This window comes from Streptomyces sp. NPDC054757 (assembly GCF_053612185.1).
Genome location: NZ_JBSHBW010000001.1, coordinates 262,170 through 278,021 on the forward strand (window position 1 = coordinate 262,170; position 15,852 = coordinate 278,021).

Annotated in this window: 18 protein-coding genes; 12 read left to right on the forward strand and 6 right to left on the reverse strand. The window is 70.1% G+C overall.

Annotated elements, in window-relative coordinates:
* The first annotated feature begins 36 nt into the window (after positions 1–36).
* The 8 genes from ACWGKJ_RS01180 (at position 37) to ACWGKJ_RS01215 (ending at position 6,040) form a co-directional block, all read left to right on the forward strand.
* On the forward strand, positions 37–651 hold the full coding sequence (locus ACWGKJ_RS01180; protein ID WP_385031938.1) for a 2-oxo-4-hydroxy-4-carboxy-5-ureidoimidazoline decarboxylase: 615 nt from the start codon (positions 37–39) through the stop codon (positions 649–651).
* A 167-nt stretch (positions 652–818) separates the two neighbouring features.
* Complete coding sequence (gene sdhC / locus ACWGKJ_RS01185; protein WP_385031936.1) at positions 819–1,199, forward strand: succinate dehydrogenase, cytochrome b556 subunit; 381 nt, start codon at positions 819–821, stop codon at positions 1,197–1,199.
* Positions 1,200–1,206: 7 nt separating this feature from the next.
* Positions 1,207–1,683: a succinate dehydrogenase hydrophobic membrane anchor subunit gene (locus ACWGKJ_RS01190; RefSeq protein WP_385031934.1), complete on the forward strand. Its 477-nt coding sequence runs from the start codon at positions 1,207–1,209 to the stop codon at positions 1,681–1,683.
* Positions 1,684–1,709: 26 nt separating this feature from the next.
* Positions 1,710–3,464 (forward strand): succinate dehydrogenase flavoprotein subunit, encoded by a 1,755-nt coding sequence (sdhA, locus tag ACWGKJ_RS01195; protein WP_385031931.1) that lies wholly within the window; start codon positions 1,710–1,712, stop codon positions 3,462–3,464.
* Complete coding sequence (locus tag ACWGKJ_RS01200; RefSeq protein ID WP_385031928.1) at positions 3,464–4,240, forward strand: succinate dehydrogenase iron-sulfur subunit; 777 nt, start codon at positions 3,464–3,466, stop codon at positions 4,238–4,240. Before sdhA ends, ACWGKJ_RS01200 begins: the two co-directional genes overlap by 1 nt.
* A gap of 268 nt (positions 4,241–4,508) precedes the next feature.
* On the forward strand, positions 4,509–4,916 hold the full coding sequence (locus ACWGKJ_RS01205; RefSeq protein ID WP_385031925.1) for a hypothetical protein: 408 nt from the start codon (positions 4,509–4,511) through the stop codon (positions 4,914–4,916).
* A gap of 6 nt (positions 4,917–4,922) precedes the next feature.
* Positions 4,923–5,324 carry a thiol-disulfide oxidoreductase DCC family protein gene (locus ACWGKJ_RS01210; protein WP_385031922.1) on the forward strand — a complete coding sequence of 134 codons (402 nt, stop codon included), beginning with the start codon at positions 4,923–4,925 and terminating at the stop codon, positions 5,322–5,324.
* An 11-nt stretch (positions 5,325–5,335) separates the two neighbouring features.
* Positions 5,336–6,040, forward strand: a complete 705-nt coding sequence (locus tag ACWGKJ_RS01215; protein WP_385031919.1) for a TetR family transcriptional regulator — start codon at positions 5,336–5,338, stop codon at positions 6,038–6,040.
* Positions 6,041–6,061: 21 nt separating this feature from the next.
* Here the strand turns inward: ACWGKJ_RS01215 and ACWGKJ_RS01220 are convergent, their stop codons facing one another.
* Positions 6,062–7,615, reverse strand: coding sequence for an ABC transporter substrate-binding protein (locus ACWGKJ_RS01220; RefSeq protein WP_385031917.1), 1,554 nt, complete (start codon positions 7,613–7,615; stop codon positions 6,062–6,064).
* 282 nt (positions 7,616–7,897) lie between these two features.
* Here ACWGKJ_RS01220 and ACWGKJ_RS01225 point away from each other — a divergent pair, with 282 nt between their 5' ends.
* Both ACWGKJ_RS01225 and ACWGKJ_RS01230 read left to right on the forward strand, forming a co-directional pair.
* The gene (locus tag ACWGKJ_RS01225; protein WP_385031914.1) at positions 7,898–8,140 is read left to right on the forward strand and encodes an SCO4848 family membrane protein; all 243 of its coding nucleotides are present in this window, start codon (positions 7,898–7,900) and stop codon (positions 8,138–8,140) included.
* 74 nt (positions 8,141–8,214) lie between these two features.
* Positions 8,215–9,603: a D-alanyl-D-alanine carboxypeptidase family protein gene (locus ACWGKJ_RS01230; RefSeq protein WP_385031911.1), complete on the forward strand. Its 1,389-nt coding sequence runs from the start codon at positions 8,215–8,217 to the stop codon at positions 9,601–9,603.
* Here the strand turns inward: ACWGKJ_RS01230 and ACWGKJ_RS01235 are convergent.
* From ACWGKJ_RS01235 to ACWGKJ_RS01250, 4 genes are all read right to left on the reverse strand, one after another.
* Positions 9,506–10,465, reverse strand: coding sequence for a YihY/virulence factor BrkB family protein (locus ACWGKJ_RS01235; protein WP_385031908.1), 960 nt, complete (start codon positions 10,463–10,465; stop codon positions 9,506–9,508). The genes ACWGKJ_RS01230 and ACWGKJ_RS01235 overlap by 98 nt on opposite strands.
* Entirely contained in the window at positions 10,453–10,875 is a 423-nt protein-coding gene (locus ACWGKJ_RS01240) for a GtrA family protein (RefSeq protein ID WP_385031905.1), read from the reverse strand. The genes ACWGKJ_RS01235 and ACWGKJ_RS01240 overlap by 13 nt, the downstream gene beginning before the upstream one ends.
* 71 nt (positions 10,876–10,946) lie before the next feature.
* Complete coding sequence (locus tag ACWGKJ_RS01245) at positions 10,947–12,044, reverse strand: decaprenyl-phosphate phosphoribosyltransferase (protein WP_385031902.1); 1,098 nt, start codon at positions 12,042–12,044, stop codon at positions 10,947–10,949.
* Positions 12,028–12,558, reverse strand: a complete 531-nt coding sequence (locus ACWGKJ_RS01250) for a phosphatase PAP2 family protein (RefSeq protein WP_385031899.1) — start codon at positions 12,556–12,558, stop codon at positions 12,028–12,030. The genes ACWGKJ_RS01245 and ACWGKJ_RS01250 overlap by 17 nt, the downstream gene beginning before the upstream one ends.
* A 318-nt stretch (positions 12,559–12,876) precedes the next feature.
* Here ACWGKJ_RS01250 and ACWGKJ_RS01255 point away from each other — a divergent pair, with 318 nt between their 5' ends.
* Entirely contained in the window at positions 12,877–14,223 is a 1,347-nt protein-coding gene (locus ACWGKJ_RS01255) for an FAD-binding protein (RefSeq protein WP_385031957.1), read from the forward strand.
* A 120-nt stretch (positions 14,224–14,343) separates the two neighbouring features.
* Positions 14,344–15,099 (forward strand): decaprenylphospho-beta-D-erythro-pentofuranosid-2-ulose 2-reductase, encoded by a 756-nt coding sequence (locus ACWGKJ_RS01260; protein ID WP_385031896.1) that lies wholly within the window; start codon positions 14,344–14,346, stop codon positions 15,097–15,099.
* Between the two features lie 62 nt (positions 15,100–15,161).
* Here ACWGKJ_RS01260 and ACWGKJ_RS01265 read toward each other — a convergent pair whose 3' ends face one another.
* Positions 15,162–15,749 carry a 2'-5' RNA ligase family protein gene (locus ACWGKJ_RS01265; protein WP_385031893.1) on the reverse strand — a complete coding sequence of 196 codons (588 nt, stop codon included), beginning with the start codon at positions 15,747–15,749 and terminating at the stop codon, positions 15,162–15,164.
* Positions 15,750–15,852: the final 103 nt, after the last annotated feature.

The window sequence follows — 15,852 nt, forward strand, 5'->3', positions numbered from 1 at the left end:
GCGGCTCATTCACCGCCGTCATCCGACCCTCCTGTCGTGTTCGAGGAGCTCACGCTGTCCAGCGAGTCCCACGCCGGCCCTCCGAAGCGACCGCCGTCACTCCACCACAGAACGGACGGTCCGGCACGCCCAGCCATACCCGCGCAGAAGCGGGGCACCTCCGGACTCCACCGGTTCAACTCCGCACCCGCCGGCCATGCAGAGAGCGCCCTGCTGGGCTGCTGCGCCAGTCCCCGCTGGGCCCGGCGGCTGGCGGCCCACCGCCCCTACCCGGACCTGACGGCGCTGCTCGCCGCCTGCGACGAGGCGAGCTACGACCTGTCACCGGCCGAGCTCGCCCAGGCCCTGGCGGGGGAACCGGCCGCCGGGCCGCTGCACGGCCGGGCGCCGCGGGCCGCGCACACCGCACTGAGCGCCGCGCACACCGCGTACCGCAGCCGCTTCGGCCACGCCTTCGTGATCTGCCTGGACGACGTCCGCCCGTCGGAACACCTGGACCGGATGCTCGCAGGCATCCGTTCCCGGCTCTCGCACGAGCCCGACGAGGAGCGGTCGGTCGCCGCCGACGAGCTGCGCAGACTCGCCCGGGGGCGAATCGCCCGGCTTGTGGCGGATACGGGCCATGCCGGTAGCCCGTCCGTGGCTGTTTGATTGCCTGTTTGATCACACCGGAACCCCCCGGGCGAAGGAACCGACAAGTCGTCGCTACGATGGCCGGGGCCGGTGGACCGTACCCGGCCGGGCCAGACCGACACAGTTTCTCCCAGCGGGAGAGCTGGCGGCATGACCCCCGTCCCCCGCTCCCGGAGGGTTTTTCCGTGCCGGCTGGAACGCTGTACCGCGGCCGGGAAGGTATGTGGTCCTGGGTGGCTCATCGAGTCACCGGCGTCCTCATCTTCTTCTTCCTGTTCGTACACGTCCTGGACACTGCTCTCGTCCGTATTTCCCCCGAGGACTACGACAAGGTCATCGCTACCTACAAGACGCCGATCGTCGGCCTTCTTGAGTACGGCCTTGTCGCAGCGATCCTCTTCCACGCTCTGAACGGCCTGCGCATCATCGCCGTGGACTTCTGGTCCAAGGGCCCGCGCCACCAGAAGCAGATGCTGTGGTCGGTCGTGGGCATCTGGGTCCTGCTGATGATCGGGGCCATCTACCCCGTACTCGGCCACGCCGCACGCGAACTGTTCGGGAGCTGAGGACTGAATGTCTGCTGAGACCTCTTCCGCTGTCGGCCCCGTCGAGGGCGTCTCGCTCTTCGACGCCGACCACCCCGCGCCGCTCATCGAGGCCCCGCGCCAGCGCACCAAGAAGACGCCGAAGTCCACGCGCGGCAACTTCGAGATGTACGCCTGGCTCTTCATGCGCCTCTCCGGGATCGTCCTGGTCGTGCTGGTCCTCGGTCACCTGCTGATCCAGCTGGTGCTCGACGGCGGTGTGACCAAGATCGGCTTCGCCTTCGTGGCGGGCCGCTGGGCCTCGCCGTTCTGGCAGGGCTGGGACCTGCTGATGCTGTGGCTGGCGATGCTCCACGGCGCCAACGGCCTCCGTACCGTCATCAATGACTACGCGGAGCGCGTCGGTACGCGCCTGTGGCTCAAGGGCCTGCTGTACACCGCCACGGTGTTCACCATCCTGCTGGGCACGCTGGTGATCTTCACCTTCGACCCGAACATCTCCTAGAAGCCCGGGACCGAGGCGCTTTCATCATGAAGATCCACAAGTACGACACCGTCATCGTCGGGGCCGGCGGGGCCGGTATGCGCGCGGCCATCGAGTCGACGAAGCGCAGCCGCACCGCCGTGCTGACGAAGCTCTACCCGACCCGCTCCCACACCGGTGCCGCCCAGGGCGGCATGGCCGCGGCCCTCGCCAACGTCGAGGAGGACAACTGGGAGTGGCACACCTTCGACACGATCAAGGGCGGCGACTACCTGGTCGACCAGGACGCCGCCGAGATCCTGGCGAAGGAGGCCATCGACGCGGTCCTCGACCTGGAGAAGATGGGCCTGCCGTTCAACCGGACGCCCGCCGGGGAGATCGACCAGCGCCGCTTCGGCGGTCACTCCCGCAACCACGGTGAGGCCCCGGTCCGCCGTGCGTGCTACGCCGCGGACCGCACCGGCCACATGATCCTCCAGACCCTCTACCAGAACTGCGTCAAGGAGGGTGTGGAGTTCTTCAACGAGTTCTACGTCCTGGACCAGCTGCTGGTCGAGGTGGACGGCGTCAAGACCTCCGCGGGCGTCGTGGCCTACGAGCTGGCGACCGGCGAGATCCACGTCTTCCAGTCGAAGTCCGTGATCTACGCGTCGGGCGGCACCGGCAAGTTCTTCAAGGTCACGTCGAACGCGCACACCCTGACCGGGGACGGCCAGGCCGCCTGCTACCGCCGCGGTCTGCCCCTGGAGGACATGGAGTTCTTCCAGTTCCACCCGACGGGCATCTGGCGCATGGGCATCCTGCTGACGGAGGGCGCCCGCGGTGAGGGCGGCATCCTCCGCAACAAGGACGGCGAGCGCTTCATGGAGAAGTACGCGCCGGTCATGAAGGACCTCGCCTCCCGTGACGTCGTCTCCCGCTCCATCTACACGGAGATCCGGGAGGGCCGCGGCTGCGGTCCCGCCGGCGACCACGTGTACCTCGACCTGACGCACCTCCCGCCGGAGCAGCTGGACGCCAAGCTCCCGGACATCACGGAGTTCGCGCGTACGTACCTGGGCATCGAGCCGTACACCGACCCGATCCCGATCCAGCCCACCGCGCACTACGCCATGGGCGGCCTCCCGACGAACGTCCAGGGTGAGGTCCTCGCGGACAACACCACGGTCGTGCCCGGCCTGTACGCGGCCGGCGAGGTCGCCTGCGTCTCGGTGCACGGCGCCAACCGCCTGGGCACCAACTCGCTGCTCGACATCAACGTCTTCGGGCGCAGGTCGGGCATCGCGGCCGCCGAGTACGCGGCGAAGAACGGTTTCACCGAGCTTCCCGAGAACCCGGCCGCGCTGGTCGAGGCGCAGGTCGAGCGGTTGCGTGACTCGACCGGCACCGAGCGGGTCTCCGTGCTGCGCACCGAGCTCCAGGAGTGCATGGACGCCAATGTGATGGTGTTCCGTACCGAGCAGACGATCAAGACGGCCGTCGAGAAGATCGGCGAGCTGCGCGAGCGCTATCTGAACGTGTCGGTGCAGGACAAGGGCCGCCGGTTCAACACCGACCTCCTCGAAGCGATCGAGCTGGGCAACCTGCTGGACCTCGCCGAGGTCATGGCGACGTCCGCCCTGGCGCGCAAGGAGTCCCGCGGCGGTCACTACCGCGAGGACTTCCCCAACCGCGACGACGTCAACTTCATGCGCCACACCATGGCGTACCGCGAGGTGGGCGACGACGGCTCCGAGTCGATCCGGCTCGACTACAAGCCGGTCGTCCAGACCCGCTACCAGCCGATGGAGCGTAAGTACTGATGGCTACCCCGACCATGGACAAGGCCGAATCGGCCGGCAAGGCGGAGGCCGGTTTCGCCGACTCCCCCTTCATCACGGCCACCTTCCGGATCCGCCGGTTCAACCCGGAGATCTCGGACGAGGCGCAGTGGCAGGACTTCGAGGTCGAGATCGACCCGAAGGAGCGTGTGCTCGACGCCCTCCACAAGATCAAGTGGGAGCTCGACGGCACGCTGACCTTCCGCCGCTCCTGCGCGCACGGGGTCTGCGGTTCGGACGCGATGCGGATCAACGGCAAGAACAGGCTCGCCTGCAAGACGCTGATCAAGGACATCAACCCGGAGAAGCCGATCCTGATCGAGGCCATCAAGGGCCTCACGGTCCTCAAGGACCTCGTGGTCGACATGGACCCGTTCTTCCAGGCGTACCGCGATGTGATGCCCTTCCTCATCACCAGCGGCAACGAGCCGACGCGTGAGCGTCTGCAGTCCGCCGAGGACCGCGAGCGGTTCGACGACACCACCAAGTGCATCCTCTGCGCCGCGTGCACGTCGTCCTGCCCGGTGTTCTGGAACGACGGCCAGTACTTCGGCCCGGCCGCGATCGTCAACGCGCACCGTTTCATCTTCGACTCGCGTGACGAGGGCGGCGAGCAGCGCCTGGAGATCCTCAACGACAAGGACGGCGTGTGGCGTTGCCGTACGACGTTCAACTGCACGGACGCCTGCCCGCGCGGTATCGAGGTCACCAAGGCGATCCAGGAAGTGAAGCGCGCGCTCATCACCCGCCGCTTCTGACCCTTCCGGCCGCCCTCAGCGGCCACCACGAGGGCCCCGTCACCCGGTTTCCGGGCGGCGGGGCCCTCGGGCTTTCCGCCGGGTGTCCCGTCGCCGTGTGCGGGTCCCCTGTCGCCGGGCGCCCGGCCGGCGCCCCGTCGCCATGTGCCGTCCCGGCGGAGTGAGTTCATCGGTGCCTTCTGCCGCACACCCCTGTGTTGAACATGTTCAAAAGCAGGTCTACAGTTCATGACGTCAGCTTTTGAACGCGTTCAAGGGAGGGTGGGGCATGGACCTCACAGTTGTCGCGTACGTCGTCTACCTCGTCATCAGCGTCGCGCTGACCGTCTGGGTGGCCCGCACACTCAGCCACCACGGCCGGATCTTCCTCGCCGATGTGCTGAAGGGGAACGAGAAGCTCGCCGAGGCCGTCAACCACCTTCTGGTGGTGGGTTTCTACCTGGTGAACCTGGGCTTCGTGGCCCTGTACCTCCAGGACGGCGGCACCGTCGCCGACGCCCGGGGGGTCTTCGAGGCGCTGTCGACGAAACTCGGCGTCGTACTGCTCGTACTCGGCGGGATGCACCTCGGCAACGTCTACGCGCTCAACAAGTTCCGCCGGCGCGGGATCATGGAGCGCGAGCAGACTCCGCCGGTGCCGCCGCAGGGGTGGGTCGCGCCGGGCGCCGGGGCCTGAACGGCGATGAGTCAGCCCCATGACCTCTCCGTCAGGCGCCTGACCGTGCTGTACGACGCACAGTGCCCGCTCTGCGCCCATCTGCGGCACTGGCTGGGCGGACAGCGCCAGCTCGTCCCGCTCGATCTGGTGCCCGCCGCGTCGGCCGCGGCCAGGGAGCGGTTCCCCGGACTCGACCACGGCAGCACCCTCCGGGAGATCACGGTGATCGGCGACCGGGGCCAGATCTACCGGGGGCCGGCCGCCTGGATCGTCTGCCTCTGGGCGCTCGCCGCCCACCGGCCCAAGTCCTACTGGCTCGCCACCCCGGCAGGGGCGCCCTTCATCAGGGCCGCGATGCTCACGGCCGCCAAGTACCGCGAGGCCACAGCACCGCCCTGCGAGGAGCGGTGTGCGGTGCCCGGTTAGGCTCGGGCACCGTGACTGATGCGAAGCCCCCGAAGAGCGAGCAGACCCGGACGCTCATCCTCGAAACCGCGCTCCGGCTCTTCCAGGAGCGCGGTTACGACGGGACGACGATGCGGGTCATCGCCCGCGAGGCCGGGGTCTCCGTCGGGAACGCGTACTACTACTTCTCCGGCAAGGAACACCTGATCCAGGGGTTCTACGACCGTATCGGCGCCGAGCACCGGGCCGCGGTGCGCCCTGTGCTCGACCACGAGACCGATCTGGAGAAGCGGCTCACCGGGGTGCTGACGGCCTGGCTCGATGTCGCCGCCCCGTACCACGAGTTCGCCGCCCAGTTCTTCAAGAACGCGGCCGATCCGGAGAGCCCGCTGAGCCCCTTCTCGGCGGAGTCGGAGTCCGCCCGCGAGCTGGCCATCTCCCTCCACCGGGAGGTGCTCACCGGCGCGAAGGCGAAGATCCCCGGCGATCTGGCCGACGTACTGCCGGAGTTGATGTGGCTGTCGCAGATGGGGCTGGTCCTGTACTGGGTCTTCGACCGGTCACCCGAGCGGGAGCGCAGCAGGCGGCTCGCCGCGCGCGGGGCACGGCTCACCACCCGGGGCATCGCGCTGGCCCGGTTCCGGGTGCTGCGCCCGCTGGTCCACGACGTACACGAGCTGTTCACGGACTTCCTGCCGGGGATGGCGGAGACAGCGACGGCCCGCAAGAGGTCCTGAAGGGGCGCCCCGCCCGGGCCCCTACAGCCAGCCCAGTTCCCAGATCCGCCAGACGCCCGTACCGTCCGACAGATACTGCCCGCCCGACACGTCGTCGCTGGTCAGCACGTAGTCCTTGCGCTGCCAGAGCGGGATCAGCGGTACGTCCTGCGCGACGTCGTCCTGGAGCGCCTTGAAGTCGTCGGAGGTACGGCCCCGGTCGGTGAACTGCTGGGTGTGGCTGATCAGTCCGTCGACGGCCTTGCTGCTGTAGCCGTTGAAGAGGCTGTTGCCGGTGCCGACCAGGGGCTGCGCGTAGTTGTCGGCGTCCGGGTAGTCCGCGATCCAGCCGACCGCGTACGCGTCGAACTTGCCGAGCCGGTAGTCGTCCTGGAACTTCGTCCAGTCCGTCATCCCCTTGAGCTCGACCTTGAAGAGGCCGCCCTTCTCCAGCTGCGTCTTCAGCATCCGCGCCTCCTCGTCGGTGACGTTCGTGCTGGAGTACGCGTAGGTGAAGTGCACCGGGGTCTGCACACCGGCCTGCTGGACCAGCTGCCGGGCCGCCGCCACATCGACCTTCGGGTAGGCGTCGAAGAAGGCGGTGGTGTGGCCGGTGAAGCCCTGCGGGATCAGCGAGTAGAGCGGTTCGACCGTGCCGTTGTAGACCTTCTCGGACAGCTGCGCCCGGTCGACCAGGTCGGCCGCCGCCCGGCGGAGCCTGGTGTCGGCGAGCGCCGAACTCTTGCGGACGTTGAAGACCAGGTTGCGGGTCTCGCTGCCGGTCGCCTCGCTGACATGGGCGTCCGGGTCACTGGGCGAGAGCTTCGCCAGCGTGTCGGGCGTCATCACCCGGTGCGCGACGTCGATGGTCTTGTGCTTCCAGGCGGCGTCGAGCTGCGCGGGCTGCTTGAAGTAGTGGATCTCGACCGGAACGCCGGTCTTCTTGATCAGGCCCTTGTACTTCGGGTTCGGTTCCAGGACGGCGCTGACGCCGCTCTTGTAGGACTTCAGCACATAGGGCCCGGAGCCCACGACCGTACCGCCCTTGCGGCCCTTGTCCGCCGGGTACGCGGTGTGGTCGACGATGGCGCCGCCGCCGGTCGCGATCTTCGACGCGAAGGTGGCGTCACGGGACTTGAGGTGGAAGACGACCTTGTCGCCCGACGCGTCGACGTTCTTGAGCGTGGGGTACAGCGGGGCCGGGCCGTTCCCCTTCATCCGCAGCACCCGGTTGAAGGAGAATGCCGCGTCCTCCGCCGTGACCTTGTGGCCGTTCGAGAACGTCAGGTCGTCACGCATGGTGCAGGTGAAGGTACGCAGCGCGTCATCGGTGAACTCACAGCTGCGCGCGGCATCCGGGACCGGGGTGGAGGAACCGACGTTGAACGACATCAGCGACTGGAAGAGCCCGCTGTAGAGGGCCCAGGAGCCGGCGTCGTACGCCTGGGCCGGGTCCAGCGAGGAGACGACGTCGGTGGTTCCGATGACAATGGGTTTCTTCTTGCCGCCGTCGTCGGGAAGCAACTGCCAAGCGCCGACACCGGCACACGCCAGAACGACGCATATCGCCAGAATCCGCATTCGGATCGAACGCATTGTGCTGTACCCCTCAACCCACCCGTGGACGCGCGGACCGGCGCACGTCAGACCCAAGTCGGCGCCAACCCAACCACACGACTTTCACACGTGGAAGAGAAAATCTTCACGTAGGCCAAGTTGTTAGGCAACTTTCATCAAGGGCCGCACCTGCTCCGGCCTGCAGGTCCGGGCCCGGCGGGACGTGCTCCGTACCCCCGGGCGTACCCCATCGGCCGGCCGCTCGCGGCGGGGTCACATACTGGCAGGAACACCCCCACCGGCCGCGAAGGACGACGCCCCATGAAACTCAACCGCACCGCCTCCTGGTTCCTCGCAGCGTTCGGCGTGTGGTCGTGGGTGGTCTGGATCACCTTCGCGAAGAACCTGTTCAAGGACGCGAGCGGGCTCGCGTTCGACGACGGCAAACCCACCGCCTACCTCTGGATCCACCTGGCGCTCGCCATCGTCTCGTTCATCCTGGGCACGGTCATCGGGGTGCTGGGTCTCCGGGGTGTCCGGGCGCACCGGCGGGCCGCCGCGTAGGGGTTACCCGCGCGCGGCCGGGCGGGCCACCCCACGGTGTCGGTCCCCTGTGATCTGCCTGTAATTTCACCACCGTGCCTGCCGCTGAGAAGTCCGTTGACAATTCCGTTCAGAAATCCGCCGGAAAGAGCGCTGGAAAGAGCGCGAAAAGGACCGTACTGACGCTCATATCCGCCGCGTTGCTGCCCGCCCTCTGCGCCGTGCCCGCGTCGGCCGCGACCGCGACGGGCCCGAAACCGTCCGCCACCGGTACGCCGAAGACCTCCGGGGACGCGAAGACCTCCGGGGACGGAAAGACCTCCGGGGACGCGAAGACCGCACGGTCGGAGATCGGCGGGGCGCGGCTCGCCAGGACCGGCACCCAGGTGGAGCCCGGCCCCGGCGCACCTGCCCTGCCGAAGAAGCTCTCCGGTGAGTCCTGGATCGTGGCCGACGCCGAGTCCGGCGATGTCCTCGCCTCGCACGACGCCCACCGGCGGCTCGCCCCGGCGTCCACCCTCAAGATGCTGCTCGCGGACACCCTCCTGCCGAAGTTCCCGGCGGACATGACCCACAAGGTGGCGCCGTCCGACCTCGCGGGCATGGGCGAGGGCAGCAGCCTGGTCGGCATCAAGGAGAACCTCACCTACACGGTCCACGACCTGTGGCTCGGGGTCTTCCTCCGCTCCGGGAACGACGCCGTCCATGTGCTGGCCGCGATGAACCACGGCGTACCGAAGACCGTCCGCGACATGCAGGCGCACGCCGACGACCTCCGCGCCCTCGACACCCATGTGGTCTCGCCGGACGGGTACGACGAGCCCGGCCAGGTCTCCAGCGCGTACGACCTGACGCTCTTCGCCCGCAGCGGGCTGCAGAAGAAGGACTTCCGTACCTACTGCTCGACGGCGACCGCGCAGTTCCCCGGCGAGCAGAAGAAGGGCAAGAAGCGCGAGACCTTCGGGATCCAGAACACCAACCGCCTGCTGACCGGCGCCGACGGCGTCACCCAGTACAAGGGCATCGCGGGCGTCAAGAACGGCAACACCACCCACGCGGGCGCCACCTACACCGCGGTCGCCGAGCGCGGCGGCCATGTGCTGCTCGTCACCGTCATGAAGCCCCGTCCGACCGAGAGCCAGGCGGTCTACAAGGAGGCGGCCCGGCTGCTCGACTGGGGCTTCGCGTCCGAGGGCAAGGTCACGCCGGTCGGCGAACTGGTCGCGCCCGGCAGCTCCGCGGCGGGGCAGTCCGGTGGCGCGGCGAAGAGCGGCGGCGCCGGACACGACGGCAGGGACGGCGCCGGGACCGGGGGCACCAAGGGCTCCGCACCGGCCGCCGGAGCGCAGAAGGGCGGCTCCAGCGGGATGGGCACCGCCCTGGCGATCAGCGCAGGGGCGTTGCTCCTGTTGGCGGCCGGGGTGTTCCTGGTGAACCGCCGCTGGCCGCTGCCGGATCTGGTACGACGTTTTCCACGTCGCTGATCTCCTCGTCGTCGGAGTGCCCCGTCGCGGTCCAGGCCGCGCAGTAGAGGAGCAGTTTCACCGTGAAGCTGATCCACAGCAGCAGCGCGACGGGGACGCCGAAGGCGCCGTACATGCTCTTCGACGCGACGCCCTGGATATAGCCGCTGAGCAGCAGCTTGAGCAGTTCGAAGCCGAAGGCGCCGATGAGTCCCGCGGTGATCAGCCGGCGGCGGGGCGGCTCGACCCCGGGCAGCAGGGTCAGTACGTACAGGAGCACCAGGAAGTCGGCGAGTACGGCCAGTGCGAACGCCACGCCCTGGAGGAGCACGCTGCCCCAGCCGGTGTCCGTGATGCCGATGTGCCGGGCCGTCCAGTGGACCGCGCTGGAACCGACGGCCGACGCGCCGAACGAGACGAGCACGGCGCCGCCCGTCCCGAGCAGGATCCCCCCGTCCTTGAGCTTGCGCACGATGACGTTGCCCTCGTCCGCGTTGTCCAGCTCCCACACCGCACGCAGACAGTCCCGCATCGAGCCGACCCAGCCGATACCGGTGAAGAGCAGCGCCGCTCCGGCGACCACTCCGACCGTGCCCGCGTTCTGCACCAGCGTGTTGAGGTCCAGCTGGTCCGAGATCCCGGGCACCTGGCGGGCCAGCGCGCTCTGCAGGGAGTGCAGCCGGGAGGGGGTGAGCAGGGCGGCGCCGATCGCGGCACCGACCGTGATCAGCGGGAAGAGCGCCAGGAAACTGGTGAAGGTGATCGCGGCCGCGAGCCTCGTCCAGTGCACCCTGCCGAGGGTCTCGTACGAGCGCCACGCATGGGTGCGCGTCGCCCGTGCCACCCATGGGCCGATTCCGGGGAGCTTCGTCAGCCAGTCCATGGCGTACGCCTACCCTCACCACCGAAAACCAGCGTCCTCGTCCCCCAGAAGCGCAGGCAGGTGGCGAGTGCCATGCCGACGACCGCCCCGGAGACGGTGTCCGCGCGCGGGGACGTCAGCCCGAGCACGTAGTGCGAGACGGCGAGACAGAGCAGCTGGACGGCGGCGCCCGCGATGTTCACCCCGAAGAAGACGGTGTACTCGCGCCAGCCGACCCGCCGCCCGCGGTAGGTGCCGAAGGCGTTGCCGAGGTAGGCGACCGTGCAGCCGGCCAGGAAGGAGACCGACTTGGCGCTGATCGGCCCCCATCCGGCGCCGCTCCGCAGGGCGACGAAGAGGCCCAGGTCGGCGGCGTACGCGCAGAGTCCGGCGAGCGCGAAGCCCGCGATCTCACGGCGTCCGACAGTCATGGCGCACCCTTCCGGTCATGGTCCACCCCTCCCGTACCGCCTCACGTCCGGCTGGCCGTCCGGGCCGTCCCTCACAGACGGGCGACCGCGAGCGCGTACATGGCGATCCAGGCGACTGCGATCACGGCGAGCGCGCGGTCGCCCAGGATGACGTCCTCGGGGGCTCCGGCGGCGCCGCGGTCGGCGAAGACGGCGTACCGCAGGATGGAGAGGATGAAGGGGACCATCGACAGCTGGCGCCAGGGCAGCAGACCGGCGCCGGGCGGTCCGCTGCTCTCCATCGCCCAGAGGCAGTAGGCGAGCACGGCGACACCGGAGGCCAGCTGCCAGACGAAGCGCAGATATCCGGTGGTGTACTCGGAGAGCAGGGCGCGGGTCCGTCCGTCGCCCTCCATCTGGACGGCCTCGGAGTAGCGCTTGGCGCCGACCATGAAGAGCGCGCCGAACCCGGCGGTGATCAGGAACCAGCGCGAGAGCGGAATGCCGAGCGCCACCCCGCCGATCATGGCGCGCATCAGGAATCCGGTGGTGACCACGGTCAGGTCGACGACCAGGATGTGCTTCAGGCTGACGCAGTAGGCGAGTTGCATCACGATGTACGCGCAGAGCAGCGCGGCCGTCATGCCGTTGCAGAGGACGGCGGCTGCGGTGGTGGCCGCCACGGCGAGCAGGGCGCCGGCGGCGTAGGCGACGGGTACGGGCACCTGTCCGGCCGCCACCGGGCGCAGGCACTTGACCGGATGGGCCCGGTCGGCCTCGGCGTCCCGGGCGTCGTTGACCAGGTACACGGCGGACGCGGCGGCCGTGAACAGCACGAATATGAGACCCAGTTGGGTGACGGCACCCCGGGAGAGCGGCTCTCCGGCGGCGGCGGGCGCGGCGGCGACCAGGACGTTCTTGACCCACTGCCGGGGGCGGGCGGTCCTGAGCAGCCCCAGCGGCAGCCCGAGCGCCCCGGGCCGGCCGGGAACGGCGAGCGGCGGAGGTCTCGGCGGGCCCTCGGCGACGGGGCCGCCCTCGGGGAGCGGCGGCAGCTGGGCGACGGGCTCGCGCTCGGGGAGCAGCGGCAGCTGGGCGACGGGCTCGCGCTCGGGGAGCAGCGGCAGCTGGGCGACGGGCTCGCGCTCGGGGAACTGGGTGATCCGGGAGACGTCAGAGAGGTCGGACATAGGTGCCTCGCATCCATTTGGCGCCGAGCCCGGCGGTGACCCCGCCGAGCAGTGCCCCCGCGGCGACATCGGTCGGGTAGTGGACGCCGACGACCAGCCGGGAGACACACATCGCGGCGGCGAGCGGCGTGACGAGACGGCGGCCCGCGGGGCGCAGCGCGCCGAAGGCGACGGCGGCGGCCACCGCCGACGAGGCGTGCGAGCTGGGGAAGGAGTGCCGTCCGGCGGTGCGGACGAGGGGCGGCGGCCCTGCCGCGGGCCGGGGGCGGGGTCTGCGCACCACCCGCTTGACGCCCATGCTCACGAGATGGGCCGTGCCGATCAGCGCGGTGGCCCGTAACCAGGCGGTGCGCCGCTCACGGTCGGCGACCGCGCCGGTGAGTCCGGCGGCGAGCCAGAGCGCGCCGTGTTCCCCGCTGAGGGAGAGGGCGCGCGCGGCGCCGCCCACCCGTGGATCAGTACCGCAGTCGCGTATCGCCGACAGAAGCCGGCGATCGGTTTCTATGGACCGCACTGCCTCACCTCTCTCCGCTGATGGTTCCGCTGACTTCCGCACAGCCCTCTCCACGACGGGAAGGCTCTTATATGACATTGCCCGATAATCACGGCCATACTGGTTGACACTCCCTCAATCACCCATTTCCCCTCGCATCCGGGCGATACGGTCTCTTCCATGTCTGCCGAAACCACCGCGTCAGCGCGCGGCACCACGCCCGCGAGCCCGGCGAGCCCCACCAATCCGGCACACTCCGTGACCGCGGTGCGCGGAGGGAGCCCGGCGCGCGGAGGGAACCCGGTGCGCGGCGGGAGCCCGGTCCGCTCCCTGGGGGCCATGAGTTCGGTGGGCTCGGTGACGGGCTGGGGCCGTACCGCGCCGACGACGTCGCTGCTGGTCCGCCCGCGTACGTACGAGGAGGCGGCGGCAGCGGTGCTCGGCTGCGGGGCACGCGGCTCGATCCCGCGCGGGCTGGGCCGGGCCTACGGTGACGCCGCGCAGAACGCGGGCGGCGCCGTGCTCGACATGACAGGTCTCGACCGGATCCACTCCATCGACGCCCACACCGGCACCGTGGTCTGCGACGCGGGGGTGAGCCTGCACCGGCTGATGGAGGTGCTGCTGCCGCTGGGCTGGTTCGTGCCGGTGACCCCGGGGACCAGATATGTCACGGTGGGCGGCGCGATCGGCGCCGACATCCACGGCAAGAACCACCATGTGTCGGGCTCCTTCACCCGCCATGTCCGCTCGCTCGAACTGCTCACGGCGGACGGCACGGTGCACACGGCCGTACCCGGCACCGCGCTGTTCGACGCGACGGCCGGCGGGATGGGGCTGACCGGCGCCATCCTCACCGCGACGGTGCAGCTTCTGCCGGTGGGCACGTCCCTGATGTCGGTGGACACCGAGCGGGCCACCGATCTCGACGACCTGATGGCCCGTCTCACGGCGACCGACCACCGCTACCGCTACTCGGTGGCCTGGATCGATCTGCTGGCCCGCGGCGCCGCCACCGGGCGCTCGGTGCTGACCCGCGGCGACCACGCGCCCCTCGACGCGCTCCCGGCCCGCCTGCGGCGCGCGCCGCTGGCCTTCCGCCCCGCCACACTCCCCGCGCCCCCCTCCTTCGTCCCGGAAGGCCTGCTGGGCCGTACCTCCGTCTCGCTCTTCAACGAACTCTGGTACCGCAGGGCGCCCCGGCTGCGCACCGGGCAGATCCAGCGGCTCGCCTCCTTCTTCCACCCGCTCGACGGGGTCCCGCACTGGAACCGGGTCTACGGGCGCGGCGGCTTCGTCCAGTACCAGTTCGTCGTCGGGTACGGGCAGGAGGAGACCCTGCGCCGCATCGTGGGGCGTATCTCCCGGCGCCGCTGCCCCTCGTTCCTCGCGGTGCTGAAGCGCTTCGGCGAGGCCGACCCGGGCTGGCTCTCGTTCCCGGTGCCGGGGTGGACGCTCGCCCTGGACATCCCGGCGAACCTCGGCGGACTCGGGGCGTTCCTCGACACCCTGGACGAGGAGGTGGCGGGGGCGGGCGGCCGTGTCTACCTGGCGAAGGACTCCCGGCTGCGCCCGGAGCTGCTGGCCGCGATGTACCCGCGGCTCGGGGAGTTCCGGTCGCTGCGTGCGGAACTCGACCCGGGTGCGGTGTTCACATCCGACCTCTCCCGCCGCCTGGGCCTCTGACGGAGCGCCACGCCCTGCCCCGCCCCTCAGCCCCTGCCCCACACCCTCCGACCGCGAGCCCGAACCCCGACTCCCGAACCCCGACTCCCGTAACCCGTAACCCGACCCGAGGAAGCAGCCATGAAAGACGCATTCGGTGCCCCCCAGTCCCTGCTGATCCTCGGCGGTACGTCCGAGATCGCGCTGGCCACGGCCCGCCGCCTGGTGACCCGCCGTACCAGGACGGTCTGGCTGGCCGGCCGCCCGTCCCCCGCACTCGACGCGGCGGCCGAACACCTCCGCACCCTGGGCGCGGAGGTCCGTACGGCCGATTTCGACGCCCTGGACCCGGCCTCCCACGAGGAGACGCTGGGCAAGGTGTTCGCGGAGGGCGACATCGACATGGTGCTGCTCGCCTTCGGCCTGCTGGGCGATCAGGCACGCGACGAGAGCGCCCCGCTGTCGGCGGTCAGAGTCGCGCAGACCAACTACACCGGTGCGGTCTCCGCCGGCCTGATCTGCGCGAAAGCGCTCCAGGGACAGGGCCACGGCTCCCTGGTGGTGCTCTCGTCGGTGGCGGGCGAGCGTGCCCGCCGGGCCAACTTCATCTACGGATCGAGCAAGGCGGGCCTCGACGCGTTCGCCCAGGGACTCGGCGACGCCCTGCACGGGACCGGTGTCCATGTGATGGTGGTGCGCCCCGGCTTCGTCCGCTCGAAGATGACGACGGGGCTTGAGGAGGCTCCGCTGGCCACCACGCCGGAGGCGGTGGCGCTGGCCATCGAGACGGGGCTGCGCCGCCGGTCGGAGACCGTCTGGGTGCCGGGTGCGCTGCGGCTGGTGATGTCGGCCGTCCGGCACGTCCCGAGGCCGCTGTTCAGGCGGCTCCCGGTCTGAGCGGAGCCCGTCCGTCCGGAGCCCCGGCCGGAGCGGACCTCAGGAAACGGGCGGCGCGGGCCTCAGGGGATGGACGGCGCGGCGGGTGCTTCGCGCGAGACGCTCGGCCCGGGGACCACACCACCCCCGCCGCCGAACACGTACTCGCGCAGCTTCCGCCACACGCCGTCCGCCCCCTGCTCGTACAGCGCGAAGGAGCCGCAGGTCCAGGTCGCCTCGAAAGCGGCGAGCGCCTCGTACGCCCGGTCCATCTCCTCGTCCGAGATGGCGTGCGCGACCGTCACATGCGGGTGGTACGGAAACTGCAGCTCACGCACGAGCGGCCCCGAGGCGTCCCTGATCTGCTGCTGAAGCCAGGAACAGGCCGAACCGCCCGTCACCACCTGGACGAAGACGACCGGTGAGAGCGGGCGGAACGTGCCCGTCCCGTACAGCCGCATCGGGAACGCCCGGTTGGCGGCGGCGACCGAGGCGAGATGGGCCTCGATCGCGGGCAGCGACGCGGCGTCGGCCTCCGTGGGCGGGACGAGGGTGACGTGGGTCGGGATGCCGTGCGCGGCAGAGTCCCCGAAGCCCGCGCGCTGCTTCTGGAGCAGGCTGCCGTACGGCTCCGGGACCGCGATCGAAACGCCGAGCGTTACGGTCCCCACGTCGTTCTCCTCCGCTGTCGGATGCGCTGCCTGATGCTTCCGGATGCCTGCCGGACCATTATGCGAGCAGTGTGGCGGGCCCCCGACCCTCTGACCAGAGTCC

Excerpts from the sequence above, each read along its gene's own strand:
- ACWGKJ_RS01260 (WP_385031896.1), top strand. The coding sequence starts at position 14,344 with ATGAAAGACGCATTCGGTGCCCCCCAGTCCCTGCTGATCCTCGGCGGT.
- ACWGKJ_RS01240 (WP_385031905.1), bottom strand. The coding sequence starts at position 10,875 with ATGACTGTCGGACGCCGTGAGATCGCGGGCTTCGCGCTCGCCGGACTC.
- ACWGKJ_RS01225 (WP_385031914.1), top strand. The coding sequence starts at position 7,898 with ATGAAACTCAACCGCACCGCCTCCTGGTTCCTCGCAGCGTTCGGCGTG.
- ACWGKJ_RS01205 (WP_385031925.1), top strand. The coding sequence starts at position 4,509 with ATGGACCTCACAGTTGTCGCGTACGTCGTCTACCTCGTCATCAGCGTC.
- ACWGKJ_RS01200 (WP_385031928.1), top strand. The coding sequence starts at position 3,464 with ATGGCTACCCCGACCATGGACAAGGCCGAATCGGCCGGCAAGGCGGAG.
- ACWGKJ_RS01210 (WP_385031922.1), top strand. The coding sequence starts at position 4,923 with ATGAGTCAGCCCCATGACCTCTCCGTCAGGCGCCTGACCGTGCTGTAC.
- ACWGKJ_RS01190 (WP_385031934.1), top strand. The coding sequence starts at position 1,207 with ATGTCTGCTGAGACCTCTTCCGCTGTCGGCCCCGTCGAGGGCGTCTCG.
- sdhA (WP_385031931.1), top strand. The coding sequence starts at position 1,710 with ATGAAGATCCACAAGTACGACACCGTCATCGTCGGGGCCGGCGGGGCC.
- ACWGKJ_RS01220 (WP_385031917.1), bottom strand. The coding sequence starts at position 7,615 with ATGCGTTCGATCCGAATGCGGATTCTGGCGATATGCGTCGTTCTGGCG.
- ACWGKJ_RS01255 (WP_385031957.1), top strand. The coding sequence starts at position 12,877 with ATGAGTTCGGTGGGCTCGGTGACGGGCTGGGGCCGTACCGCGCCGACG.
- ACWGKJ_RS01235 (WP_385031908.1), bottom strand. The coding sequence starts at position 10,465 with ATGGACTGGCTGACGAAGCTCCCCGGAATCGGCCCATGGGTGGCACGG.
- ACWGKJ_RS01245 (WP_385031902.1), bottom strand. The coding sequence starts at position 12,044 with ATGTCCGACCTCTCTGACGTCTCCCGGATCACCCAGTTCCCCGAGCGC.